We start from the raw sequence: 25,524 nt of genomic DNA, 5'->3' as shown, positions 1-25,524 counted from the left end.
ACCGCCCACGCCCCGTTGGACCGCCCACGCCCCGTTGGACCGCTGTAACCGGCGGCTACGGCGGTCCAACCGGGAAACAGGGGTCCAACCGGGGAACAGCGGTCCAACTGACCGGCTCAACAGCCACACACCGCCACCCAACCGCGCACCGCCACCCAAGCACTTACACAACAGGACCTAGTGAGCCCGGGGGGCGCCCGAACCACACACACGTTCGCGCCGACAACCCCGAAGAAGGCCTCTGGAAACGCAAAGGCTGGGCCGGACGAACCAGCTAGAACACCCCGACACGCCGGTCTAAAGCAACACGTTCGCGCCTATAACCCCCCGATGCGAGGGTCTGCCGGCATCTCGGCCCGGCAGTAGGCATCAGGGGTGATGAGCCGGCAGGCGACGGCCCGATTGGTATGGGCTTCGACCGCGCTGCCTTGGTGGCTGTCGTCCCCGCGGTCGCGGCGTGCCGCCACACGCAAATGGCTGCCCCTCACCCAAACCGGGTGTGGGGCGGCCCCTTTTTCGCGTGCCCGCGCGGTGGTGTTCGTCACGTAGGTGGTGGGCAGATGTTGACAGGAGTGTTGACAGGAGGGAAAAGAGAATCCCCGGAATCGTTGTGATTCCGGGGAAAAGTGGTGGCGGAGGATGGGGGATTCGAACCCCCGAGGGCTTGCACCCAACACGCTTTCCAAGCGTGCGCCATAGGCCGCTAGGCGAATCCTCCAGGTGCCGCACGCGGCTGCTCACCACGCGTAGCGAAACGCGAATATATCGGACCCGGCGCCCTCAGCGCCAACCCGCAGCGGCCTGGATGCGGTGGCATCGGTCACGAGCAGACGTGGCAGGCGTGGGCGCGGTCCTGCCCGCATGGCTTGCTGGCCGGCGGACTTGACCGCCTCCGGCCCCCATCGGGTACGCTCGCACCCGGCCCCTCGTGCGGCGTCATCCAGTGAATCCCCCAGGACCGGAAGGTAGCAAGGGTAAGCGGGCTCTGGCGGGTGCACGGGGGGTCCTGACTTTTGCGGACGTCGAGTTGCCGCCGCGCTGTCGTCGAGGCCGTGGCTCGCGGCGGTGTGCCCGCGTCGGCCGGGGCGGCACGCACTTGCCACGCCATACGCATGGCCGGGGTGCCTCGGGGCGCGCTACCCATCGACGGGGACGGGCGGCAGCGATATGGTAACGGTATGGCTACGAGAAAGAACTCCGACCGCAATGTCCCTGCTATCGCCTCTTTGCTGCTCGCCGGCAGCCTGGCGCTGACGCTGACCGCCTGCGGCTCCTCCGATGACGCCGGCGCTGACGCGTCGACGGCAGCGAATGAGGCGGCCGCCGTCGAGACCGTCGCGGCCACCGAGGATGCGGACGCGACGGCAACCGAGACCGAGGACGCCGATGAATCCGGCGCCGAGGACATCGAAACCGATGCCGCGAACGACTCCAATGCCGACTCCGCAACCACGGCGACCCCGGCGCCCGAGGGTGTGATGATCTCCGCCATGTCCGGCCGGGACCTGCCCGAGAAGTTGGGCGAATACACCAACACCGGAAAGGATGGGGACGCGGATTGGTACAAGCTCAATGAGGAGGACAGCCTCTTAAAAGCCATAGGAGTCGAATTCAGGGAGGGCATGAACTACGAGATGTCGGTTGAACGCCTGAACGAGACGGTTCCCGCGGGTACCGGCTTGTGCGGCACCACCCTGCCCGGTGGAACCAGCCTCGCCTGCTACTTGCAGGTCACCGACGGAACGGTCGTCGTCTCGGCAGAGGCCTCCTTCATCTCCAAAGAGGATCTCGCCGCCTTCTGCAACGAACTCGCCGCGCAGCTCGGCACCGAGTAATCACCCCTCCCCGCGTAACCGCCGGGCGGGAGCACCTCCTCCCTCTCGCCCGGCGGTTATGCGATTGGCAATGCGTCAGGCGTCGCATCGTGTCGGCCATGCCGTTTAGAGTCGGACTGTGACCACCGCCCTCTACCGCCGCTACCGGCCCGACACCTTCCAGGACGTCATCGGGCAGGAGCATGTGACCGCTCCGCTCATGGCGGCCTTGCGGGCCGACCGCGTCACCCACGCCTACCTGTTCTCCGGCCCGCGCGGCTGCGGCAAGACCACCTCCGCCCGCATCCTGGCCCGCTGCCTGAACTGCGAGCAGTTCCCCACCGACACCCCCTGCGGGCAGTGCCCCTCCTGCCGGGACCTGGCCACCGGCGGGCCGGGCTCGCTCGACGTCGTCGAGATCGACGCCGCCAGCCACAACGGCGTCGACGACGCCCGCGACCTGCGTGAGCGCGCCTCCTTCGCCCCCGCCCGGGACCGCTACAAGATCTTCATCCTCGACGAGGCCCACATGGTCACCCCGCAGGGCTTCAACGCCCTGCTGAAATTGGTCGAGGAGCCGCCCGAGCACGTGAAGTTCATCTTCGCCACCACCGAGCCGGACAAGGTCATCGGCACCATCCGCTCCCGCACCCACCACTACCCCTTCCGGCTCGTCCCGCCGGACATCCTGGAGGGCTACCTGGGGCGCCTGTGCCAGGCGGAGCGCATCGACGTCGGCCCGGGCGTGTTCCCGCTGGTGGTGCGCGCGGGCGGAGGCAGTGTGCGCGACACCCTGTCGGTCATGGACCAGCTGATCGGCGGCGCCGTCGACGGCGAGGTCGACTACCAGCGCGCCGTCGCGCTGCTCGGCTACACGGACACCACCCTGCTGGACTCCTGCGTGGACGCGGTCGCCGCAGCCGACGGCGCGGGCGTGTTCCGGGTGGTGGACCGCGTGGTCACCTCCGGGCACGACCCCCGGCGCTTCGTCGAGGACCTGCTGCAGCGGCTGCGGGACCTGCTGGTGATCGCGCTCGCGGGCAACGAGGCCGGGCCCGCACTCGGCTCCCTGCCCGCCGACGAACTCTCCCGCATGGAGGGTCAGGCCCGCACCATCGGAGCGGCCGGCCTGTCCCGGGCCGCGGACGCCACCGCCCAGGCCCTGGACCAGATGGTCGGGGCCACCTCTCCCCGGCTGCAGCTGGAGCTGCTCATGGCGCGCCTGCTGCTGCCCGCGGCCCCCGTGGCGTCGACGTCGCAACCCGCACCGCCGACCGGCCGGCCGGCGCGCGCCAACGCCGGCGTGCCCGCCCCGACGGCGCCGCGGCCCGTGCAGGCGGCAGCGGCCCGGCCGCGTCCGGCAGCGCCGGAGCCGGATGCCCCAACCCCGGCAGCCCCCAACCCCTCCCAGGAGCCGACCGCCAACCGCGCCGCGGCTCCGGCCGCCGAGCCTGCCTCCATGTCCGGGCGCGGCGTTCGGCCCGGGGTGCCGGAGCGAGGCCCGGACTCGCCCACACAACCCGGTCCCGCCGTACCGCCTGAATCGCCGTCGGCCCCGGCGGACTCCTCGGGTCAGCCCGGCTCCGCCCCTGCGTCCGGCAGTGCCGCCGACGCCGAGATGATTCGCGCTCGCTGGGAGGAGGTGCTCGATGCGGCCAAACGCTCGCGGCGGGCCACCTGGGCGCTGGTCGGCCCCAACTCTCAGCCCGGTGGCATCAATGACGGCGTCTTCCAGGTGATCTTCACCGGGCAGGGCCTGGCCAACGCCTTCGAGAACGGCGGGCACGGCCCGGTGCTCGCCCAGGCGATCCGCCAGGCGCTCGGCCTCGACCTTGAGGTGCACGCCGTGCTCGCCGGCCCCCAGGGCGGGCCCGGCGGGCCGCGCGGAGGTTCCGGCGGTCCGGGTGGCCCGGGCGGCGGTCGTCCAGGAAGGCCAACCGGTAACGGCGGCTTCGGTGCGCGACCCGGCCCGGGCGCCAACCCCGGCGACGCGGGCACACCGGCACACGCCCCCGGCGCAGGCCCCGGCGCCAGCTCCGGGGCGGGACCCGGCAACGGCGGCATGCGTCCTCCTGCCGGAGCGCCGCACCATGCCGACGCTTCACAGGCCTCCGCTCCTGCGTCGGCCCCCGTCGGCGACGACGGCTGGGGCGAGGTCGCCGTCCCCGGCGCCCGCCACGCCACCCGGGAACAGGCGGCTGTCGCCGCCGAAAGCGCCGCAAGTCCGGCACCCATCACCTCCACCAGTCCCGAATCGTCCGTCTCGTCGGCGGCGGTCGATGCGCGGCCGACGCCCGCCGGTGACGAACCCGATGGCATTGTTGGCGCGGCCCCCGCCGACGCGGGCCCGGAGAGCCCGCACGCCCAGCCGCCGGCCGGCCCCGTGGACGGCGAGCTGTCCACCTCCACGGATGCCGATCCGAGCGCCGCCGGCAGCGCGAGCCCGACCGGTTCGGCCGGCCCGGCGGTAGCCGACCCCGCCCCCGCCGCGGCGGACGTGTCCCCACGCAGCGGCGTCGCCGCATCCAGCCCGGACCCCATCCCCGAGGAGCCGGCCTCCGCCGACTCGCCGGCGGCCGCCGTCCCCGCCGCCATGCCCGGCCCGGACCCGGCGCCCGCACCCGCGGATGAGGCAGACCCCGATGCCGCCCCGCTCGCCACCGTCCACCGGCTGCGTCCGCTGCCGGAGGTGCCCCCCGTGCCGGAGTCGCCCGGCTCGCCCGAGCCGGACTCGAGCCCCAGCACGCCGTCCGCGCCGGACCCCGTGGGTGCCGTAGACCCGGACCCGGCGCGGCCGCACCGGCTGGCACCAGTCGCCTGGGACGCCCCGGCTCAGACCTTCTCCGATGGTGTGCCCCTACCCGAGGAGCCCGGCGACCCCGATGGTCCGGAGGACCTCGGTCCACAGCCCGGGCCATCGCGGCTGTCCGCCGCCCAGGCCGCCGCCAGAGCGGCCGCCCGCGGCGGGGCCCGCAACCACAACGGCGGAGCTTCGACTCCCGCGCACCCCGCCCTTGAGGACGACCTGCCCAGCGAGGACGACGAGGACGCCGAGGAGGCCGGCGTCGTTGGGCTGGAAGTCGTCAAACGCCTCCTGGGCGCCACCGTCCTGGAGGAAGTCACCGTGACCCAGGAAGGACACTGACCTTGCCCGCAGCCTACGAAGGCGCACTTCAGGACCTCGTCGACCAGTTCGGCGAACTGCCCGGCATCGGCCCCAAATCCGCCCAGCGGCTCGCCTTCCACATCCTGTCCGCGGACGCCGAGAGCGTCGAGCGGCTGGTGGAGGCACTGCGGGCCGTCAAGTCCCGCGTGCACTTCTGCGTCACCTGCGGAAACGTCGCCGAGGAGGAGCAGTGCGCCATTTGCCGTGACCCGCGCCGCGACCGGCGGGTCATCTGCGTGGTGGAGGAGCCCAAGGACGTGGTCGCCATCGAGCGCACCCGCGAATACCGGGGCCTCTACCACGTGCTCGGCGGTGCCATCGACCCGATCAACGGGGTCGGCCCGGACGACCTGCGCATCCGCGAGCTGTTCGCCCGGGTGGGGGACGGCTCCGTGGAGGAGGTCATCCTCGCCACCGACCCGGACGTGGTCGGCGAGGCGACCGCCGCCTACCTGACACGCATGCTGCGCACCATGGACGTGCCCGTCTCGCGGCTCGCCTCCGGCCTGCCCGTCGGCAGTGACCTGGAGTACGCGGACGAGGTCACCCTCGGGCGCGCCTTCGAGGGACGCCGCCGGATCGACGAGGAGAGCTGAGCGACGGCAGGCCTGAGCCGAGGCGCGGATTCGGCCGCAGCTCCCCTGGCTACCTCATCCGCAATCGCGAAGAGCCCCATTAATCTCAGCGCCGGGGTGCTGCCGGAGATGGCGGACGGCGATTGCCCGGCGATCGCGGTGCTTTCGGCCGTGCGAGTCACGCTCTCCGAGGACCTCGGTGAGCGAGAGGTGCGCCAGGATGACATCTCGGAGTGAACCGCCTGTTCCCGGCGCCGAGGCCGGATGACGGCGCGCGGGCACTAGGTGTCTCGCCGCCAGAGGGCGAGGGCATAGGCCGTGAGGCACAGACCCGCCCAGATGACCAGCGTGGCCGCGGCGACTGCGGGCGGCAGCGCGGTGACGTCGTAGCCGGGGGTTCCCAGCAGGCTGAGGGCGGCCTGGTCGGGGAGGAGCCGCAGGACCTGGGGCCACTGCAGGATGCCGGTGCCGACCACGACGGGCACGGCGATCAGGATTCCGATGGCCGCGATCGCGGAGCGCAGTAGCCCGGCCAGACCGAAGGCGATCGCCGACATCAGCAGGTAGACCGCGGCCCAGCGGGCGATGTCCAGCAGGGCCCCGCTGACGCCCAAGTCGGCGGGGATGTCGATGATGAGTCTGGCGGGTATGACCGCAATGGCCGTGGCGACGACGACGACGGCCAGCATGCCGGCGGTCTTGCCCGCCATTAGGGCTCGTCGATTCGGTACCGCCAGGAGCGTCATGCGGATCTGTTCGCCTCGATACTCGCCCGCTGCGGCGTAAACGGGAAGCGCAAGGAAGGCATAAACGGGGGCGAACATCACCATGCCGAAGGAGGAGACGGACACCGGTTCGATTTGGTCGGGCTGGGTGTAGAAACCGACGCCGGAGGCGGCGACGACGGCCAACGCCAGGTTCGCGCAGGTGGCGACCATAACCATGATGAGCGTGTATGGGGAGGTCACCAGTTTGGTGACCTCACCGGCAACGATGTCGCGAAGGCGGATGGGGAGCGGTCGAGCTGCGCTCATCATGCGTCCCTCCTGAGTACGCCCGCCACAGCGGCGACGCAGGAGGCCACCGCCCAACCGAGCAGCACGGCCGCACCCCGGGCAGGGCTGCCGGTCAGTGGGACGGCGACGTCCCCTCCGGCCAGCACCAGGTTCCGTGCCGCGCTGAAGGGCATCAGCGCGTCGACGGCGGGGGAGACAAACGCGAGTACCTGCGTCATGGTCACCATGATCAGCAGCACCGTGACAATGACGCCGACGAGCGTCTTACGCGCTATCAGGGTGAGGGCGTAGATGAACACAGTGGCGGCAACCATGAACAGAAGGATGCGGGCGTCGGCCAGGGGCAGGCTCGGCGACCACACGCCGCCCGCAAGTGCATCGGAGTCACGGACCGCCAGGTGGAGCAACGCCTTGGCCGCACCGATCCAAATCACGCCGAGGGTCAATACCTGGAGCGCCACTGCAATGAGCTTTCCTGCCAGCAGGCGTCCGCGGTCAGGGACAGCGAGCACGCTCATGCCGAACTGGCCGGTACGGAACTCGGCGCCGGCGATCACCGCGCCGAGCAGAGGCGTCAGGATGGCGGGGTTGAAGATGTAGGCGACGTAATCGGTGAAGACAGACGCGTCGACGACGACCAAGAGACCGTCCACCTCGCTGGTTCCGTCGCCGCGTAGGTTCGCGACCAGCTCGTGGTTGAAGGTGAAGGACTGGAACTGGAACAGGAGGAGAACCGCGGTTAGGAGCAGCGTCATGATCCAGACGCTGGGCAAGGTGAGGGCCTTGGTGAGTTCCGAGCGGACGATGCTGAGCATGCGGTTCACCGGCCTTGTCCGGGGTCAGCGTCGGTGAGGGCGAAGAAGGCGTCCTCAAGTGAGGTGTGGCCCGCGGTGATCTCATCCAGGGTGCCGTCGGCGATGATCCGTCCCCGGTTGATGATGACAATGTCATCGACCGTTTGAGCGGTTTCCCCCATGAGATGACTGGACAGCAGCACGGTGTTTCCGGCGTCGGCGTAACGGCGCAGGAAGGCGCGGATGGTACGAATGCCCTCGGGGTCGAGGCCGTTCACCGGCTCGTCCAGCACCAGGAAGCGCGGCTCGCCCAGGAGAGCGGCGGCCAGTCCCAGGCGTTGGCGCATGCCGAGCGAGTACTTGCGTACTCGCGTTGTGGCGGCGTCGGCCAGCCCGACCTGTTCAAGTACCTCACCCACGCGGCGGGCGGGTATCCGGTTGGACTGGGCGATCCAGCGCAGGTGGTCGATGCCGCGGCGTTCAGGGACGGCGGAGGCGCCGTCGAGCATCGCACCGACCGTGCGCAGTGGCTGTTTCAGGGCCGTGTACGGGCGCCCGTCTATAAGCGCGGTGCCGGAGGTGGGGCGGTCCAGGCCGAGCAGGATGCGCAGCGTTGTGGACTTGCCGGCCCCATTCGGTCCGAGAAAGCCGGTCACCCGGCCGGGCTTCGCGGTGAAGCCGACCCGAGCGACTGCGGTCTTGCCCCCGTACTTCTTGGTCACGTTGACGATCTCAATCATGCGGTGAAACCCCTTCCGGGCGATTGCGGCGACTTCATGCCGCCGGTGCAACCGTTCCACCGAAGGGCTGGGTGCCGCGTCGTACGGATGTCGACATTTGCCGGCGCCGGTCCACCCTCGGGCGGGCGCGAAAGCAGGTGGGTCAGCGTGACTCGTACAGCAGCCCCGCCTGGTAGGCGAGCACGGCCAGCTGCGTGCGGTCGCTGACGTCCAGCTTCGTAAACAGCCGACTCAGGTAGGTGCGCACGGTGGGCAGGGCCAGGAAGAGCTCCTCCGCGATCTGCCGATTGGAACGTCCCTGGGCCACCAGGCGGATCACCTGGAGCTCCCGCCCGCTCAGGCGCACATCGGCGAATGGATGATGCGAGTGGGACGGCCGCCGCTCGAACTGTCCCATCAACCGTGCGGTCACCTCCGGGGCCAGGGACGCGTGCCCGGCATACACGGCCCGCACCGCGCTGAGAACCTCGGAGGAGGAGGCGTTCTTCAGCAGGAAGCCCGCCGCGCCCTGCTTGAGAGCGTCGGCCACGTACTCGTCCAGGTCAAAGGCCGTCAGCATGATGACTCGCGTGTCCGACTCACCTGTGCCGCGCAGCACGTCGATCCCGTTTCCACCGGGCATCTGCACATCTATGAGCGACACGTCCGGGCGCAGCGTGGTGATCTTCCGGATCGTCTCCGGGACGGTTTCCGCCTCGCCCACGACGCGAAATCCTTCGGCGGCGTCGAACAGGCGCCGATAGACGCGGCGGAAGTCGGCATCGTCGTCGGCGAGAAACACGGTAATGGAGGTGTTCATGGCGCCTCCCGCAACGGTATCCGCGCCAGCACCCGTGTGCCGCCGTGGGCCAGGGGAGACACGGTCAGGGCGCCGCCGACCGAATCAACCCGCTCACGCATGCCCGCCAAGCCGGAGCCGGGAGCCTGGCGGGCGGATATGCCGGTGCCGTCGTCGTCGACGCGGACGGCGAGGGCTCCGCCGTCGATCCCGACGGCGACCGTGCAGGCCGATGCTCCGGAGTGCCGCACGACGTTGCTGAGCGCCTCCTGTACCACACGGGAGACGACCTCCTCGAGCTCCGGCGCAAGCGTCGGCAGGTCGAGCTCGGAGGTGACGTCGAGGCCGCTCACCCGCGCCGCCGTCACCAACTCCTGGAGTGACGGTGCAGTGGAGCGGGCCGGGTCATCGGCACGCAGGGTGCGCACCAGCTGCTGGACCTCCTCCAGGGCGGCGCGTGCGCGCTCCTCAATGTCCGTCAGGCTCACTCGCAGCTCGTCCTGTGTTGTGGAGGTGCTGCGGGCGACGTCGGCCTCCGCCCGAATGACGCTGAGCGCATGCCCGACGACGTCGTGAACCTCCCGGGCGATCGCCACTTGTTGTTGGGCGCGCAGCGCCTGGGCGCGTTGTCGGGCCGCCTCGCCCGCGGAAGCGAGTCTGCGGGACTCCGCGCAGCCGAGCAGCCAAGAGACGCCGACGGCAAGGCCGGAGGCCACGATGCGTTGTGTCATTGAATCCGCGGCCGGAGTGCCGAAGAGAGCCGCCAACAGAATCAGCACGATGACGGCCGCGAGGCGGAAGGCGCGCGTTCGGGAGCCGTACCTGACCGCCAGCGGGTACAGGCACCACGCCGCGGCGAGCATCGGATCGGTGGCCAGTCCCAGGTGCCAGCCGACCGCGGTGGTGATGAATGCGGCTGCCGGCGCGGCGAGGGGCAGGCGCCAGCGCAGCAGCATCGCCGCGGCGACAAGCGCTGCGAGCAGAACGCCGAGCGGCCAAGACGCCGGACGGTCGGGGGCGCCCGGTGCCGGGGCCCAGAACAGCCCGATTACGACGGCCGCCGCCCCCGTATCAACAACGAACGGGAGCGACGGCGTATGCCAGATCGTTCTCGCGTCCATGTCGCGCAACATACCGGTACTCACGGCGAGGGACATCCGGCCGAAATGCGCGGCCGCCACGTCCTTGCGTGTGACTCACGCCAGGCGGATGCCGCGGGGGAGCGGACCCGCCGGGACCCGCAGGCGGCGGGCCGCAACCCAGGCCCCGCCCGCGCCGAGCAACAACAGCAGTGCCGCGCTAGCGGGCCAGAACGCCACGTGTCCGGCGCCGGACTCGTCCCGCGAGCTCTCGTAGACGTCGTCGTCGCTGTCATCGGCCTGCTCGGCGCAGGGGTTATGGACCGTTGGTTCTGAGGACTGCGGGTCGCGCATCGTGTCGATTGCTCGGCCGAGCCCCTCCAGGAAGTTATCAGAGTTGTAGTGGCTCAGCGGCGCGCGGGTCGAAACATCTCCCAGTGCCACAAAGGGATTGGGAATGAGCAGCCACCAGATCCGCTCGGTGTGAGTGACCGTGTTGTGGTACCGGTAGGGGTCCTCGTGGCACACCAGCTGGTCATCCGTGGAGGCGTCATGGTCGATGCTGTAGGTGATCGATTCCTGCTGCTCCTGCACCATGGGAGCAACAAGCACGGTGGCCATGGGTGTGCCGACCGTCAGCGCCGCCACCACCAGGTAAGTCAGCACGGCGGATGCCGAGGTGCGCGCCGTCAACGCGGAGAAGCCCAGGCCGATCCCGCACACCGACCCCAGCGTCACCACCAGCAGCAGCATATGGCCCAGCAGCGCCGGCAGGTTCGCCCCGCCCACCGCCGCCAGTATCAGCAGGAATGGCAGCGCCACCGCCAGGAAGGCCATGGCCGCCAGCCACGCCGCCAACAGCTTCCCGACGGCGATCTCCCGGCTGCGCAGCGCCGTGGCCTGTAACAGCGCCAGGGTCGCGTCGGCGCGGTCCCCGTTGATGGAGGTGGCCGACAGCGTGGGTGCCACGATCAACCCGATCCCAAGCACGAAGCACAGCACCATGTCATACAGGACCGGTGCGAACTCCTCGCGTTCCATGCCCGCGGAGACGGACAGTCCCGTCATGCCCACGAACAGCACTATGAGCACCAGCGCCCACACCAGCAGCATTACCCACCAGCGGGTCGACCGCACTCGCTGCCGCAACTCCAGCACCATCACGGTGCGTATGCCCTGTCGGCTCATGCGCGCTCCTCCTCCATTGCGAGATACGCCGCCTCCAGCGCACCGGTCGCCGGTGCGAAGGACACCACCTCGACTCCGTCCTCAACGGCCTGCCGCAGAATGCGTGCCGCGGCGGCGTCGTCGGCCACATCCAAATGCACTGAACCGTCGGGGTCGACGACGGCACCCGGCGGTGCCCCCGCCCGCGCCCACGCGGCCAGGCGCCCGGAGTCCAGGGCCCGCATCCGCCAGGTGGTGCGCAGCGGCGTCGGACGCACCGGCACCGCGCCGCCGGCCGACGCCGCAGTCCCGGTCCCGGACTCCGCATCAGAAGCTCCTACATCCTGGCTAGAGGCCGTCGCGACGGCGTCGGCGGAGTTGGCGCCAGGCGGCACAACCGCGCGCCCACGGGACATGAAGACGACGCCGTCGACCATCTCCTCCAGCTCGCCGAGCACGTGGCTGGAGATCAGCACCGTCGCCCCCTGGTCGGCCAGGTCCCGCAGAATGCCGCGCAGATCGGCGCGTGAGCGGGGGTCCATGCCGGCCGCGGGCTCGTCGAGCAGCAGCACCTGCGGGGAATGAACGAGCGCTCGCGCCAGGCCCAGGCGCTGCTTCTGCCCACGCGACAGCACGCGCGCCGGGGTGCGTGCCATGTCTTCCAGATGCACGAGGGCGAGCATGTCGGCGGCGCGCTCGCGGGCGGTCACGTCGTCGAGTCCCTGGGCGGCGGCGAAGGTCAGCAGGATCTCCGTGCAGGTCAGCGAGTCCCAGGTGCCGAAGGCATCCGGCATCCAACCCACCGCCTGGTGCACCTGACGCGGCTGGGTGACCGGGTCTAGGCCCGCCACCTTGATCGTGCCCGTATCAGGGCGCAGCAGTGCCGCCAGCATGAGCAGCAGGGTGGTCTTGCCCGCCCCGTTGGGGCCTACCAGGCCGGTGATGGCGCCGGCGGGCGCGGACAGGCTCAGCCGCTGCACGGCCGGCGCCGACCCGAAGAAGCGTGTGACCTCGCTCGCCTCAATACTCATGGGGCTTAATGTAACGGTTACGTCATGTGGCGGCGAGCTCGTCGCCGGGCTCGACGCGTGGTTGTCGGCACCGCTCGGGAGATGGCAGGCCTTCCGCGCGTCGCCGGTAGGATTCAGTCATGGTTGACCAGCCGATCACACGCCTAGGCGTGACCAACTTCGGGCCCTTCGCGTCGGCCGACCTGACCTTCTCGCCTCAGATCAACGTCTTTGTCGGCACGAACAACACCGGCAAGTCCATGCTCCTCAAGCTGCTGTACGCCATGACGGCGGTGGCCTCGGAAAAGTCGAACCCGGCGCGCTCGAGCAATCCGGAGTGGTTGTTGGGTGGGTGGCATGGCGCCTTGCGGGGCAAACTTCCTGGAGTGTTCAAAACCGCGGAAGACTTGAGCCGTCTGGTGACTCATGGTGAGGTGCGCAGTCAAGCGGACTTCGAGTTAGGGGAGGGCTCGGCGTTGTCATACACCTATGATGAGAATAATAAGCCCTTTTTTAGGGCTAATTATATCCGTACCGCCAGTTTTTCGCGACCCCAGGCTTTTCCCGTCTTCATCCCGGCGCATGAGATCCTCTCGGTCGCTCACGGTCTGCGCTCGCTCTTCGCCACCTACGAGGTCCCGTTTGATGAGACCTGGAACGACCTGGCGACGCTCCTTTACCGCCCCCGACTCAAGGACCGCTCCGACACGGAGATTGAGGACGTCATCGGCGACATCGTCGGCGGACGCTTCGAGGTCCGGGATGACCGTTTTGTCCTGCGCCGCGACAGTGAGGCTGATCCAGGTTTCCAGCTTGAGGCGCCGCTGGTCTCCGAGGGGCACCGCAAGCTCGGCATGATCCAGGTGCTCCTCGCCAACGGGGTTCTTAAAGATCAGGGGTACCTGTTCTGGGATGAGCCCGAGGCGAATCTCAACCCCGCTTCCATCCGGCTTCTCGCCCCGCTCATCGCCGGGCTCGCCCGCCGCGGTGTCCAGGTCTTCCTCGCCACGCACAGCCTCTTCCTCCTGCGCGAGCTCCAGATGCTCGACGAGGATGAGGACGCGGACATCCGCTACTTCGGGCTCGACCGCGCCAACGACGATCCGGTGACTGTGACGCAGGCCGATGACCTTGACGACCTGCCTGTCATCACGGGTCGGGAGGACTCTCCGGCTGTGCCGTGGACCGCGAGATGGAGCGCGGCAGGATGTCAGGCTCACCGGCAGATGTAGTAGGGCGCGCCATCGGGCGCTCGGGTCGACGAGGAGGGCTGAGAGCAGGACGTTCGGGGGCCAGCGGTGTCCGAAATGGTGACAAACGCCGGACTCGGTGCCCGGATTGGTTTTTGCAACCGCATGATTCCAACGTTTCGTGAGTCGTGAGCCGGCGACTCGGGCTCGTTTGTCACCGTTTGTGACAATGCAAGTCTTGTGGCGTGGATTGAACGGCCCAGGCACGAATCCATGGCGCGCTCGACCGGAAGGATGCGCATGCCGTGTGACGGCGGCGCGTCCGCGTGGTGCTTCGGGTCGACGCCGGCGGTGGCGCCTCCGAGTGAGGTGTCGGGTTCAGTCGTCGACATAGTCCTCACCGTATTTCTCAATGTACTACGACTCCCATTGATCAATCTCGGTGATTTCGGGCGAGTCCAGCCCGACGCTCATGGACTTGTTCGAGGCGACGAGGCATACGGTGACTTGGTTGTTGAGTATCCAGTCGGTCTGGAGGACGTCGGTTCGGTTACCGGTTTGTTCGCCGGGTCCGTACAGCTGCGTGAGTGCGTCGGCGATGGCATCGTATGTCCGCCACAGGGAAGTCGTCCAAGGAGTGTTTCGCTTGGCCCGCGGGTTACGGGAACAAAGGGGTATCGACACCTCGCTGCATCGGCCGTCCAATCGTATCAGGTACCCTCCGTCTTGGTTGACGGTCAGTTCGGTGGTGAATAGTTCGGGGTCTTCGGGGTTGGGTGTCCAGCCGAGTTTGTCGCGTACGGCGCAGGCGGTCTCCCAGGTGATGGGCCAGTCGAGCTCGGCCCAGGCACGAATCCACTCGATGGCGCGCTCGACAGGAAGTATTTTGATCTCGGTCATGTCGGTGTCCTTGCTGGCTGGTTTGGGTGCTGCGTGTTCGGGCTTGTTGGTATCGATTCTATAGCGCGGCCATGGCCTCCTCCCTGGCCTGAATGGCCTGGGGCGTGAGAGTGAAGGGCGTAGTGCCGCTGACCTCGGCGTAGCCGACCGCGGGGGTTGAGTACACCTCGATCAGGAGCCTTGTGCGTCCGTCCTTGACGGACTGCCAGACTTGGGGTGGTCGTGGAAGTACTGGGCCACGCGGGGATCGGTGAGCATGCGGTCACGCACATATGGCGGGGTGGCCTGCGCGGTCATGCCCTCGAACTGTGTCTGGACCTGTTTGGTGGACACCGTCGCCGTGCCGCCCTTGTACTCGGGGAAGACGATCTCGCTGCTGTCGGGCTTCACCCCCATGCCGTCCGGACGGTTCCTGCCGGGACCGGGCGTGCCGGGACCGGTGGAGTGGAAGGAGTCCGGGATGTCGTACCCGCGGCGCGCAAGTGCCTGCTCCTCGCCCCGTTCGCCGATGTACTCGGCAATACGCCGCTCCGTAGAACGCGCCTTCGTAGCTTGCTCGGCGGCATGACGAAGCGTCTTGATTTGGGCGTCGCTGTAGCCGGCGCCCTCCAACCGTGTGAGCGTCGTCTCGTTTTTTGGTGCTGAAGGCGCTCATGTCATAGCCGGGTGGTATGGCGTCTTTGAGGCGTTTTTCGGCGGCCTGGCGGGCGGCCTTGGCGGCGTCCCGTTGGGCGAAGAGGTTGTTGACCTCGGTCAGGCCGGTGATCTCCCGGCGTGCGGCGCGGGTGAGTGCGAGGCTTTCGGCGGTGGTGCGTGCGGCGGCGCGGGTGCCGAGCCCGAGGGCGGAGCCGGGTATGAAGGTTAGTGCGAAGTCCACGCCGTCCAGCAGGAGCTGCTCCCAAGTGACGTTGGTGGCGTAGGAGCGGGTTGCGGCGGCAGGGTCCTGGAGGAAGGTGGCGATGCCCCGGCCGTGGGCGAGGGCCCAGGTGCCCACGCCCACGGCGCCGAGCGCCGCGGTCACGGACAGGCCCGCCCACGCGAGCAGGAGTACTGCGAGGGCGGTCACCAGGATCTGCCCGAGTAGGCCCAGGGAGTCCCACCACTTGGCCAGCCCGTCCAGCAGGCCGGCGAAGAAGTAGGGCCAGTCGGGCTGCTGGAGCCAGGTGCCGATGTCCTGGACGAGCCGGGTTCCGTACCACAGGCAGGCCGTCAGCATTACGGCGCCTACGGCGAGGGAGATGATGCGGAAGGTGTTGCGGGCGGCCGACTCGGTGTCGGGGGTGGTGACGGTCATGGCGTCCTGGCGCACCCCGCGCACCTGCTCGCCCATGGCCCGGCCCTCGGCCATGCGCCACCGGCGGGGCAGAGACCGGTCCCCGTAGGCCGTCCAGACGATGACCAGGTCGGACCAGGCATAGGCGGCCAGCCACACCAGGGCCTGCACCGGCACCCGCAGGGCGGGAGCACCAACCATGGCTAGACCGGGCGTCTTGGGGGCCTCGATGGCGACGTCGCCGACCACGCCGGCGCGGTGGCGGCGGTGGGCGTCGACCAGCATGCAGGTGATGAACAGGGCGACGGAGATGTGGATTTGGGTGTGGCCCTGACCGAGGGCTTGCCAGGTCAGGCGTATCCAGGTGGGGATGGCGGTGTCCTGGTCGGCCCAGTCGGTCCAGCCGACGGCGGCGTTGTAGCAGGCATGATCCACAATCGCCGTCGTGTCAGCGTCGCCACGGGCGGCAGCCAGGCTGCGGCGCGCAACCAGGGGCGGCGGGTGCGCCATAGGGCAAGGGCCAGGGCGATGCCCATGGCCGCCCCCATGGTGGGGATCTGGTGCCCGGTGGTCATCACCTCCACCGGGGTGTCCAGCTCCAGCAGGTTCTCGGCCCAACTGCCCCCATGTATCAGGAACCTGCCTGCCGTCCACGGGTTCAGCGAGTACTGGAATGCGGTCCTCTCCTAGCAGCTGGGCGATTATGCCCGGGGGCACCAGGCGGCGGGCGCCGTCCTCGGCGATGATGAAGCCCGCCCCGGCCGCGAATCCCAGCAGCGCCCAGTCCACTGCGGCCAGTCGTCTGATCCGGCCCGGTGCCAATAGCGCCAGGGCCAGCAGCGGCAGCAGCTTGCCCGGTTCCTCCACAAACGCTGCCAGTGCGATGCGGGCGCCGTCATCGGTGGTAGACAAGCCGATCGCCTCACCGATCGCGCGGGTGGCCGCTGCCACCAGGCCCGACCAGGGCACGCTGATGCCCATCAGCAGCAACAGCGGGCGCAGCCCCATGGTGCGGGTGCGTGAGACCAGCCCTATGATCAGCAGGCAGCCGGTCATGAACAGCGTGGGCACCAGACCCAGCGCCAGGCGCGGCACCACCGCCAGCGCGATCACACCCAGCACCAGCGCCACGGTGGAGACCACTCGCTGAGCCCGCACCACCGCGCGTGCGAAACCCGCATGGTGCGCCCACCAGCCCCACCAGCCCTCAAGCGACCGCTCCCACCACTCCGCCGGCACATCCAGCACCGACAAGACGCGACCCCCGCCCGCCGCAGCACGCGCCCCGGGACCGGGCGCGCTCCCGCTCCCAAGCGGGGGTGGCGCTGACGCAGGTGCAGGCGCGGGCGCAGCAACTAACGCCCCAGAACCAGGTGCGCTCCACGCCCCAGTGCCGGGCACACTCCCGTACGTTCCGTATGTGGGTGCCGACGGCGCCACGGACCCATAGCCCTGCACGGGCCCGGCGGGCACACCAGGACCGGCCGCCGACGGCGTCATCCCATACCCCGACACCCGGTCAGGCGCCGAGCCGGCCGCCGATGCCGGTCGGCTCGAGTCGTTGTCCGCAGCCGGCATCACCCCGTACGCACTCTGCGGCACAGCCGCATGCCGACCCCGCGCCGGCTCCGGCGAAGCCCCTGGCGGAGGCGGGGCGGAGGAGGCGTCGGGACGTCGTCGCTCTGGACGGTGACCACCTGTGGCTCATTGAGGCGAAGGACTACGCCTACCCGGAGGCGAGAGAGCCCAAGGACCTGGTCGCCGTCGTGGCCGAGAAGGTCATGGATACGCTCGCGGGCCTGCACGCCGGGACCCGCGACGAACACGCCAAGCGGGAGATATGCCGCAAGGCGGTGAGGGCTCGGACGCTGTATGTCGCGCTGCGCATCGACCTGCCCGGCGCACAGCCACACGCGGGGCGAGGTCGGCAAGCCGCCGCACAGCAGACGATGGCGAACTATCGGCAGAAGCTCCGCAGATCGCTCCGCCGCGTCGTCAACGGCAAGGTTCACGTCATCACAGGCCGGGAGGACCCATCGACTGTCGCGTGGACCGTGCGATGGAGCGAGGCAGGACGTCAGGATCACGGCAGTAGGCGTGCCTTCGAGGGACGCCGCCGCGTGGACGAGGAGGGCTGACCCAGGAGTCGGCCGGGCGTTGCACGACCTTGGTGTACGTTCCACGACCACCCCGGGGTCGTGAAACATGTACCAAGGTCGTGGAACGACGCCCGGGGTCGTGGAACGTGGCGGAGCGTCAACGCGGGCGCCGGCGCGGGCCGGAGGTCGCCGTCCGGATCCGCCCGCCCACGCCACCGGCCCCGCTCCCACCTGGCGGTCGCCGTAAGCCGCCGTAACACCCGGGCCGTATGCTTGGGCCAGACGCCACGCCGAGGACGCCGGGACGCCCCGCGCGGGCGCCCGCCGAATCGGTGTCGGCAACGACCAACCGGCAGCACAACGGCAGGAACCCCCACATGGCACTGGTAGTGCAGAAATACGGAGGCTCATCCGTCAGCGACGTCGAGGCGATCCGCCGCGTCGCCAAGCGCGTCGTCGCCACCCGCAAGGCGGGTAACACCGTGGTGGTGGTCGTCTCCGCCATGGGTGACACCACCGACGACCTGCTGGACATGGCCGACGCTATCTCCGCCAAGCCGCCCGCCCGCGAGATGGACATCCTCCTGTCCGCCGGCGAACGCATCTCCATGGCGCTGCTGGCCATGGCCATCGGCGAGTTGGGCGTGCCCGCGCGCGCCTACACCGGCGCCCAGGCCGGCGTGCTCACCGACTCCAAGTACGGGCGCGCCAGCATCGTCGGCGTCCTTCCCGAGCGCATTGCCCGCGCCATTCAGATGGGGGCGGTCGCCGTCGTCGCCGGCTTCCAGGGGATTAACGAGGTGGAGGACGTCACCACCCTGGGGCGCGGCGGCTCCGACACCACCGCCGTCGCCCTCGCAGCCGCCCTGAACGCGGACGTCTGCGAGATCTACACCGACGTCGACGGCCTGTTCACCGCCGACCCGCGCATCGTCCCCACCGCCCGCCGCATCGAGGCGCTCTCCAGCGAGGAGACCCTGGAGATGGCCGCCAACGGCGCCAAGATCCTGCACCTGCGCGCGGTGGAGTACGCCCGCCGCTTCGGCGTGCCCCTGCACGTGCGCTCCTCCTTCTCCGACAAGACCGGCACCTGGATCTACGACGGCCGCCGCGAGGGCGCCTTCATCCCGCCCCTCCTGCCCGGGGCCGACGACGACGCCCCCTCCGCCCCCACGCCCGCGCTCGCCTCCGGTGTCCCCGCCGATGCCTCGGCACCGCCCGCTTCGGTACCTGCCGCCTCGGTGCCCGGTCGACCCACTCGGGCACCCGCCGTTGACGCCGTCACTGGGCGCGTCGTCGCACCCGATGGTGCCCTGCCGCCCGACGGCGCCTCCGTCGGCGCCGCCCACACCAAGGCCGTCAACGCCCGCGCCCAGGCCCGCCCGCACCCGTCCGCCCAGGAGGATCACGTGGAAGCCCCCGTCATTTCCGGTATCGCCCACGACCGCAGCCAGGACAAGATCACCCTGGTCGGCGTGCCCGACATCCCCGGCGCCGCCGCCCGCATCTTCGAGATCGTGGCCCGCGCCGACACCAACATCGACATGATCGTGCAGGACGTGTCCGCGGAGGGCACCGGCCTGACCAACATCTCCTTCACCTGCCCCGACGGGGACTCTGCGGCGGCCCGCGCCGCCCTCGAGGCCGCCCAGGACGAACTCGGCTTCAAATCCCTGCACTTCAACCCCAACATCGGCAAGCTCTCCCTGGTCGGCGCCGGCATGCGCTCCCACCCGGGCGTGTCCGCCAAGCTCTTCGGCGCCCTGAGCGATGCCGGGATCAACATTGACATGATTTCCACCTCCGAGATCCGCATCTCGGTGGTGGTGGACGACGCCGTACTCGACGAGGCCGTGCGCGCCGTCCACTCCGCATTCGGCCTCGACGCCGAGGCCGCCGAGGCGGTCGTCTACGGAGGTACCGGACGATGAGTAACCCCAGCAACCAGAACCGCCAGGCCGCTCAAGCGGGTGCGGGTGAGTACGTGGGTCCCGCGGGCCAGTATGTAGGCCCGGAGGACGGCATCGCCGTCGCCGTCGTCGGCGCCACCGGGCAGGTCGGCCGGGTCATGCTCACCATGCTCGCCCAGCGCGACTTCCCCGCCCGCAGCCTGCGCCTGTTCTCCTCCGCCCGTTCCGCCGGGAGCATGCTGGAGTTCCGGGGCGCCCGCATCGAGGTGGAGGACGTGGCCACCGCGGACCTGACCGGCATCGACGTGGCCATCTTCTCCGCCGGCGCGACGGCCTCGCGCGAGTATGCGCCCCGCTTCGCCGCCGCCGGCGCCGTCGTGGTGGACAACTCCTCCGCCTGGCGCCGAGACCCCGACGTGCCGCTGGTGGTCGCCGAGGTCAACCCGGAGGCGCTGGCCGACCGCCCCAAGGGCATCATCGCCAACCCCAACTGCACCACCATGGCCATCATGCCGGCCCTGAAGGTGCTGCACGAGGAGGCCGGGCTCCGGCGCCTGGTCGCCTCCACCTATCAGGCCGTGTCCGGCTCCGGGCGCGCCGGGGTGGCGGAGCTGGCCGGGCAGGTGCGTGCCGCCGTCGAGCAGGGGCAGGACATCGAGGGCCTCGCCCTGGATGGGCGGGCCGTCAGCTTCCCCGAGCCGAACGTGTACGTGGACACCATCGCCTTCAACGCCGTCGCCTGGGCCGGGAACGACGCCGGCGACGGCTCCGGGGAGACCGACGAGGAGCAGAAGCTGCGCAACGAGTCCCGCAAGATCCTGGGGATCCCGGACCTGCGCGTATCCGGCACCTGCGTGCGCATCCCGGTGTTCGCCGGGCACGGCGTGAGCGTGAGCGCCGAGTTCGAGCGCCCCCTCGCCCCCGAGCGGGCCATCGAGCTGCTGCGCGCGGCCCCCGGCGTCACCTACGACGACGTGCCCAGCCCACTGAAGTCCGCCGGCCGCGACGGCACCTTCGTGGGTCGGGTGCGCGCCGACGGCGCCTGGGACGACGGCCACGGCATCGCGCTGTTCGCGGTGGGTGACAACCTGCGCAAGGGCGCCGCCCTCAACGCTGTCCAGCTCGCCGAACTCGTCGCCGTGGAACTGCGCCGAGGTCGGTAGATCTTACGTACTGAGGTCGGTTGAAGTGGCTGCGGCGTCCATTGTCGGGCGGCCTCCTGCCACTCACGCGGAAGCTGGTTCGGCTTCCGGCACCTCGCCGGCGTACAGGTACACCTCAACGTTCTCCGGCAGCCCGGGCACGTCCAGCCGCAGCTCCCGGGTTGCGGCGCGCGTCAGGGCCTGCCGCTCGCAGAACTCGTAGCCGCAAAGCGAGTCCGTGTACAGGAAGAAGTCCTTGCGGCCGTGGGCGCGCAGGTGCTCCATGAAACCGTCGTACAGCCGGGTGCCGATCCCGCGGCCCCGACAGGCGGGATGCACCGCGAGCAGAGTGATCTCGTCGGTGAGGGCGGCGCATCCGCCCATTAGCACGTCCTGCCGCAGTTCGGCGCGGCGGTAGTCGAAACCGAATGCCTGCGTGAGTGTGTCCCACTGCGGCATTCCCGCCGTCGCCAACCAGGCCATCCCGGCGAGCCTGTGGGCGTGAACGAGCGGTTGGGCCGGAAGCGGGGGCTCGTCCTCGACACGGCCCATGATCACGCCCATGACCCGCTCGGTGCCGGGTGCCTCGTCGCCGTCGCCCTGAGCGTGGTCGGTGGCGACGGCGACCTGCGCGTAGGTGGAGGCGAGCAGGCATTCGGACAGGAACACTTCCGCGGCGGAGCGCTCGAGGTACGGGCGCGGCGCATAACGGCGGATGTTGAAGGCGTCGAGGACAATCGCCATGACCCCCTCGGCGTCCCGGGGCTCGTAGGGGCGGTAGGTAGTGGTGGACATCGTGCCTCCTGGCATTGTCGGAACTAGCGTTCGTCGATGCGACGCTAGGTAGCCGGCCTGGGCGGCTCCGGGGAGGCGCCTTCGTGTTTCCGACGTCGCCGAGAAGGGCGAGGCGCTGGCGGTCTACGGCGCTGATCCGCCTGCCGGGCACATACTTGGGGCACGACGCGCAAGAGTGCGGCACCCCTCGGGGATACCCGCATGCGGCGTCGCCACCCAATTGCGTACCCGCACTGCCGCACCGTTGCGAGAGGATGATGTGGACGTGGTCGCCAAGGCGGACAGGCTCGAACGACTTTTGCGTGAACTCCATGCCGCCAGCCGCCCGGTGTCGGCCCGAGCGCTGGCGGCCATGCTGCAAGTCACCGACCGCTCGATCCGCTCCTACGTCAAGGAGCTGAACGAGGGCCAAGACGATGACCTCATCCGGTCCACGCCGTCCGGCTATCAGTTGGATCGCCGCGTGTACCGGATAAGGCGCGAGCATGCCGCCGGCCGAACCACACACCGAAGTCTCGACCAGCGTGGCCGCCTGAACGAGCTGGCCCGTATTCTCCTCACGGCCTCCGAGGAGTGTGAGGTGTTTGAACTGGCCGATCGGCTCTGCGTGAGTCCATCGACGTTGGAGGCGGACCTTGGTCGCGTCCGCCTACTCCTGCGGGACCATGAACTGACGCTGAGGCGGCACGGATCATACATTCGCATAGACGGACCGGAACAGCGGCGTCGACGACTCATCCGCCAAATACTGCTCTCTCCGGTCGATGACGAGTTGGAATCGGACCGGCACCGCACGCATCTGGCGCGGCGGCGTGAACTCACCCGCGGCGTCCGCTCCGTGCTCGCAGACAACGGCGTCGTCTTGAACGAGTACGTCCTGCTCAATCTGTGCACGCACCTGTACATCGCTCTCGAGGGATACCCCATCGACTACTCCGGACGCGCAGCATACGACGCCGACGTCTTGACCATTGCCCGCGCGGTCACCGACTGGGTGAGCCGGTGGTCCGAGCGTTCGCTGCCGGATTCGGAGACCGACTTCGTCGCCTCCTTCCTCGCGGTCTCCACTCACCGAAACGCCGACGGCGAGGGTCTGGATCCGGCGGTCCTCGACGTCGTCCGTGACTGCGTGCTGCGGCTCGACGACCACTTCCTGCTGCGGCTGTACGACGGCGACGAATCACTGGTCGGGCTGGCCATCCACGTGCAGGACATGCTGGCGCGATTGCGCGCCGGCCAGCGCATCGACCGTCCGTTCGGCGCCGACTTCCAACTGGGGCACCCACTGGTGCATGAACTGTCCGTCTACTTCTCTCACGCCGTGGAAACCGCGCTCGACGTCGAGATTCCCTGCGCCGAAACGGACTTTCTCGCCCTGCACCTCGGCTCCCGCCTCCAGCAGCTCATGGACGCCGAGCAGCAGGTGACGATCACACTCGTGGTGCCCCGATTCGGGTCCGTGGCCGACGATGCGGTGCGCAGGCTGAATGAAGGATTGCACGGGCTGGCCGTCGTCGAGCGCCTCGTCACCGAGATAGACCCGGAGGTCTCCCGCAGGCCCAGCGACGTCGTCGTCACCGCGGTTGACCTCGACGTCGACCCCTCCGTTCCGGTGGTCCGCATCAGCCCGCTGTGCACCCGGAGTGAGGTCGACGCCGTGCGGCAGGCGGTCCTGGAGGAGCGGCAGCGGGCCCAGCGGCACCAGGTCTGGTCCGCGCTGGTCGCCTTCACCGACGAGCGCCTGTTCGTGCACACCGAGACCCGGCTCAACCGTGACGAGGCCCTGCGCACCTGCCACTCGCTGCTGGTCCGCCAGGCCGCCGTCGACGACCAGTACCTCGCGGATGTGCTCGATCGTGAGCGGCGCGCCTCGACGGCGTTCGGGGGGCGGTTCGCCATGCCGCACTCGTTGTACATGGACGCCGCCCGCACCGCTCTGGCCGTGCTGACGTGCACCCGGCCGATCCCGTGGGGGGACCATGAGATCAACCTCGTCATCATGATGGCCGTCAGCCACCGGGACCGCGCCGTCTTCCGGGATGTGCTCGACGAGTTGGTGCGCATTCTGTCCGACCCCGCGGGAGTCGACGCACTCATTGGCGCCGGGACAAGCTACAGCCGCCTAATGGAGGCACTGCGAGAACTGGTGATCGGCTGACGGTCGTGGTCAGGCCCGATCGGCACGGGCGGTGATGCGGGCGGAGGCGGCTTCTCAATGGTTTTCCGGCCCCCGGAAGATTTCCTGGTGGAGCGCGGGTGCCAAGCTGCGCAGACTTGATCACGTCATGCTTCTAGGTCCAATGGAGGAACAATGGCAGACGACATCCGGGTTCTCCTCGTTTGCGGCACCGGCGCCAGCAGCGGGTTCATGGCGGCGAACATGCGCAAGGCGGTCGCCGCACACGGCTACAACATCAAGGTGACCGCCCGCTCCGAGAGCGAGATCGAGAACTTCATCAACGAAACCGACGTCGTCATGATCGGACCACACCTGTCCTACGTGTTCGACGACATCGACTCATTCGTGGGGGACGCCGACGTCACGGCGATCCTCATGCGTCCGGAGTACTACTCCTCGCTCGACGGTGAGGCAGCGATTCAGCATCTGGTCGACGTGCTCAATGAGGACGCCTGATGGACGCCCTCATCCACTGGCTGGAGACCAGTTTCTCCCCGCGCATGGCCAAGGTGAACAACAACGTCTGGATCGTGTCCATCAAGGACGCGATCATGCAGGTGCTGCCGTTCATCCTCGTCGGCTCCGTGTTCGCCATGCTCGCGATCCTCAACGACTACTTCCCGTCACTGCCCAGCTTCTGGACGCCGTACGGCTGGACCATGGGCATGCTGTCCCTCCTGGTGAGCTTCCTCATCCCCTTCAACCTGATGGAGAAGCGCAACTTCCGTAAGCAGCGGCTAATTGCCGGGGGCTGCGGCACCATACTGTTCCTCATCATCATCACCCCGCAGGTGGTGCAGGACGGGGAACCGGGATTCGGCCACTCGGCCCTGGGAGCGGGCGGCATGTTCATCGCCATTCTGGCGGGCGTGGTAACCGGCGCCATCATGTCCCTGTTCGGCCGGTTCACCCTGTTCAAGGACGACTCCGTCATCCCCGAGTTCGTGCGGGCCTGGTTCGACGCGATGATCCCGGTTGCACTGGTGGTCACGCTCGGATGGGTGTGCGTGGACCTGCTGGGGCTGGACGTCTACAACGCGGTGCTGGCGGTGTTCCGCCCGCTCGCGGGCGTCATTGAATCGCCGTGGGGCTTCCCACTGATGTGCTTCATCTACTGCTTCCTGTACTCCATGGGCATCTCCACATGGGTGCTCACCCCCGTCACCACCCCGGTGCTCCTGGCCGCCATTCAGGCGAATATGGCCGGTACCGCGCAGAATCTGGTCACCTCCACGATGCTGTTCTCCACCTACCTCTGGTTCGGCGGAATCGGCAATACGATGGCGCTCGTAATCATGATGGCCCGTTCCAAGTCGACCCGGTTGAAGGCTCTGGGAAGGGCCTGCATTCCACCGATGATTGCCAACATCAATGAGCCGGTGGTATTCGGGGCGATCGCCTGGAATCCGGTGCTCATGATCGCCATGTGGCTGCAAGGCGTGATCCCGCCGATCATCATCTGGCTGTTCACCAAAACGATCCACTTCGCGCCGATCCCGATGAACCAGTTCGAGCTCTGGTACACCCCCTACCCGTTGGCGACCTGGATCACGACTCGGTCCCTGACCGCCATGATTCTCATGCTCGCCGTCTTCGCCGTCTCCGCGGTCATCTGGTACCCGTTCTTCAAGGCTTACGAGCACCAGTCCCTATTGAAGGAGGCCGGCGCGGCGCAGGCCGGCGCGGCGCAGGCCGGCGCCAGGAGAGACGAGGCGCCCACGCCGTCGTCGTCCCGCGTATCCCGGCCGGCCCCTAAGGCGCAGGCAACCCGCGTCACCAAGGCCGAGGAACCTTTACCTGCCACCGCCGCCGCGGAAACGGCGCACTCCGGCGTGCGGCGGGGTACCAGGAGACTGACCGTTACGAGCAGCAAACCCCGGCCCGAAGGAGACTGAGC

General features: G+C 69.0%; 20 protein-coding genes, 1 tRNA gene and 1 other RNA gene. 11 read left to right on the top strand and 11 right to left on the bottom strand.

The window, feature by feature from the left end:
- Positions 1-630: 630 nt before the first annotated feature.
- A tRNA-Ser gene (locus tag DRB06_RS01425) sits at positions 631-718 on the bottom strand.
- A 199-nt stretch (positions 719-917) separates the two neighbouring features.
- On the opposite strand from DRB06_RS01425, the gene ffs reads away from it, so the two are divergent.
- The 4 genes from ffs (at position 918) to recR (ending at position 5,576) form a co-directional block, all read left to right on the top strand.
- An RNA gene (gene ffs, locus DRB06_RS01420) (signal recognition particle sRNA small type) lies at positions 918-1,012 on the top strand.
- 166 nt (positions 1,013-1,178) lie between these two features.
- Positions 1,179-1,835 (top strand): hypothetical protein, encoded by a 657-nt coding sequence (locus tag DRB06_RS01415; protein WP_146750771.1) that lies wholly within the window; start codon positions 1,179-1,181, stop codon positions 1,833-1,835.
- A gap of 118 nt (positions 1,836-1,953) precedes the next feature.
- Positions 1,954-4,959, top strand: coding sequence for a DNA polymerase III subunit gamma and tau (locus tag DRB06_RS01410; RefSeq protein WP_111818952.1), 3,006 nt, complete (start codon positions 1,954-1,956; stop codon positions 4,957-4,959).
- Between the two features lie 2 nt (positions 4,960-4,961).
- A complete protein-coding gene (recR, locus tag DRB06_RS01405) occupies positions 4,962-5,576 on the top strand; it encodes a recombination mediator RecR (protein ID WP_073333801.1) in 615 nt (204 codons plus the stop codon).
- A 260-nt stretch (positions 5,577-5,836) separates the two neighbouring features.
- On the opposite strand, the gene DRB06_RS01400 is transcribed toward recR, so the two are convergent.
- The 7 genes from DRB06_RS01400 to DRB06_RS01370 all read right to left on the bottom strand — a co-directional run bounded on the left by DRB06_RS01400 (position 5,837) and on the right by DRB06_RS01370 (position 12,160).
- Positions 5,837-6,592 carry an ABC transporter gene (locus DRB06_RS01400; protein WP_111818951.1) on the bottom strand — a complete coding sequence of 252 codons (756 nt, stop codon included), beginning with the start codon at positions 6,590-6,592 and terminating at the stop codon, positions 5,837-5,839.
- On the bottom strand, positions 6,589-7,386 hold the full coding sequence (locus DRB06_RS01395) for an ABC transporter permease (RefSeq protein ID WP_111818954.1): 798 nt from the start codon (positions 7,384-7,386) through the stop codon (positions 6,589-6,591). Before DRB06_RS01395 ends, DRB06_RS01400 begins: the two co-directional genes overlap by 4 nt.
- A gap of 5 nt (positions 7,387-7,391) precedes the next feature.
- Entirely contained in the window at positions 7,392-8,105 is a 714-nt protein-coding gene (locus DRB06_RS01390) for an ABC transporter ATP-binding protein (protein WP_073333806.1), read from the bottom strand.
- A 142-nt stretch (positions 8,106-8,247) separates the two neighbouring features.
- Positions 8,248-8,904 carry a response regulator transcription factor gene (locus DRB06_RS01385; RefSeq protein ID WP_111818950.1) on the bottom strand — a complete coding sequence of 219 codons (657 nt, stop codon included), beginning with the start codon at positions 8,902-8,904 and terminating at the stop codon, positions 8,248-8,250.
- Positions 8,901-10,004, bottom strand: a complete 1,104-nt coding sequence (locus DRB06_RS01380) for a sensor histidine kinase (protein ID WP_083566039.1) — start codon at positions 10,002-10,004, stop codon at positions 8,901-8,903. The genes DRB06_RS01385 and DRB06_RS01380 overlap by 4 nt, the downstream gene beginning before the upstream one ends.
- Before the next feature lie 75 nt (positions 10,005-10,079).
- On the bottom strand, positions 10,080-11,150 hold the full coding sequence (locus DRB06_RS01375; RefSeq protein WP_111818949.1) for an ABC transporter permease: 1,071 nt from the start codon (positions 11,148-11,150) through the stop codon (positions 10,080-10,082).
- On the bottom strand, positions 11,147-12,160 hold the full coding sequence (locus DRB06_RS01370) for an ABC transporter ATP-binding protein (protein WP_111818948.1): 1,014 nt from the start codon (positions 12,158-12,160) through the stop codon (positions 11,147-11,149). Before DRB06_RS01370 ends, DRB06_RS01375 begins: the two co-directional genes overlap by 4 nt.
- Before the next feature lie 119 nt (positions 12,161-12,279).
- Here DRB06_RS01370 and DRB06_RS01365 point away from each other — a divergent pair, with 119 nt between their 5' ends.
- Positions 12,280-13,371 (top strand): ATP/GTP-binding protein, encoded by a 1,092-nt coding sequence (locus DRB06_RS01365; protein ID WP_111818947.1) that lies wholly within the window; start codon positions 12,280-12,282, stop codon positions 13,369-13,371.
- Positions 13,372-13,746: 375 nt separating this feature from the next.
- On the opposite strand, the gene DRB06_RS01360 is transcribed toward DRB06_RS01365, so the two are convergent.
- Together DRB06_RS01360 and DRB06_RS01355 are read right to left on the bottom strand one after the other, a co-directional pair.
- Complete coding sequence (locus DRB06_RS01360) at positions 13,747-14,229, bottom strand: DUF6301 family protein (RefSeq protein ID WP_073333819.1); 483 nt, start codon at positions 14,227-14,229, stop codon at positions 13,747-13,749.
- Positions 14,230-14,491: 262 nt separating this feature from the next.
- Entirely contained in the window at positions 14,492-16,750 is a 2,259-nt protein-coding gene (locus DRB06_RS01355) for a protease PrsW (RefSeq protein WP_146750770.1), read from the bottom strand.
- Between the two features lie 518 nt (positions 16,751-17,268).
- Between DRB06_RS01355 and DRB06_RS15695 the strand changes: the two genes are divergently transcribed.
- From DRB06_RS15695 to DRB06_RS01340, 3 genes are all read left to right on the top strand, one after another.
- Positions 17,269-17,640, top strand: a complete 372-nt coding sequence (locus DRB06_RS15695; protein WP_146750769.1) for a hypothetical protein — start codon at positions 17,269-17,271, stop codon at positions 17,638-17,640.
- Between the two features lie 338 nt (positions 17,641-17,978).
- Entirely contained in the window at positions 17,979-19,532 is a 1,554-nt protein-coding gene (locus DRB06_RS01345; protein ID WP_108969209.1) for an aspartate kinase, read from the top strand.
- Complete coding sequence (locus tag DRB06_RS01340) at positions 19,529-20,674, top strand: aspartate-semialdehyde dehydrogenase (protein WP_111818944.1); 1,146 nt, start codon at positions 19,529-19,531, stop codon at positions 20,672-20,674. Before DRB06_RS01345 ends, DRB06_RS01340 begins: the two co-directional genes overlap by 4 nt.
- A 63-nt stretch (positions 20,675-20,737) precedes the next feature.
- Here DRB06_RS01340 and DRB06_RS01335 read toward each other — a convergent pair whose 3' ends face one another.
- The gene (locus tag DRB06_RS01335) at positions 20,738-21,448 is read right to left on the bottom strand and encodes a GNAT family N-acetyltransferase (protein WP_111818943.1); all 711 of its coding nucleotides are present in this window, start codon (positions 21,446-21,448) and stop codon (positions 20,738-20,740) included.
- A 220-nt stretch (positions 21,449-21,668) separates the two neighbouring features.
- Between DRB06_RS01335 and DRB06_RS01330 the strand changes: the two genes are divergently transcribed.
- The 3 genes from DRB06_RS01330 to DRB06_RS01320 all read left to right on the top strand — a co-directional run bounded on the left by DRB06_RS01330 (position 21,669) and on the right by DRB06_RS01320 (position 25,522).
- A complete protein-coding gene (locus DRB06_RS01330) occupies positions 21,669-23,606 on the top strand; it encodes a transcription antiterminator (RefSeq protein ID WP_181575150.1) in 1,938 nt (645 codons plus the stop codon).
- Positions 23,607-23,759: 153 nt separating this feature from the next.
- Positions 23,760-24,083: a PTS sugar transporter subunit IIB gene (locus DRB06_RS01325; protein ID WP_073333829.1), complete on the top strand. Its 324-nt coding sequence runs from the start codon at positions 23,760-23,762 to the stop codon at positions 24,081-24,083.
- On the top strand, positions 24,083-25,522 hold the full coding sequence (locus tag DRB06_RS01320) for a PTS sugar transporter subunit IIC (protein ID WP_181575149.1): 1,440 nt from the start codon (positions 24,083-24,085) through the stop codon (positions 25,520-25,522). Before DRB06_RS01325 ends, DRB06_RS01320 begins: the two co-directional genes overlap by 1 nt.
- Positions 25,523-25,524: the final 2 nt, after the last annotated feature.

The sequence above is a fragment of the Actinomyces sp. Z5 genome, from assembly GCF_003287795.1.
GTDB classification, from domain to species: domain Bacteria; phylum Actinomycetota; class Actinomycetes; order Actinomycetales; family Actinomycetaceae; genus Actinomyces; species Actinomyces glycerinitolerans.
This window is presented reverse-complemented; position numbering and strand designations above follow the sequence as displayed.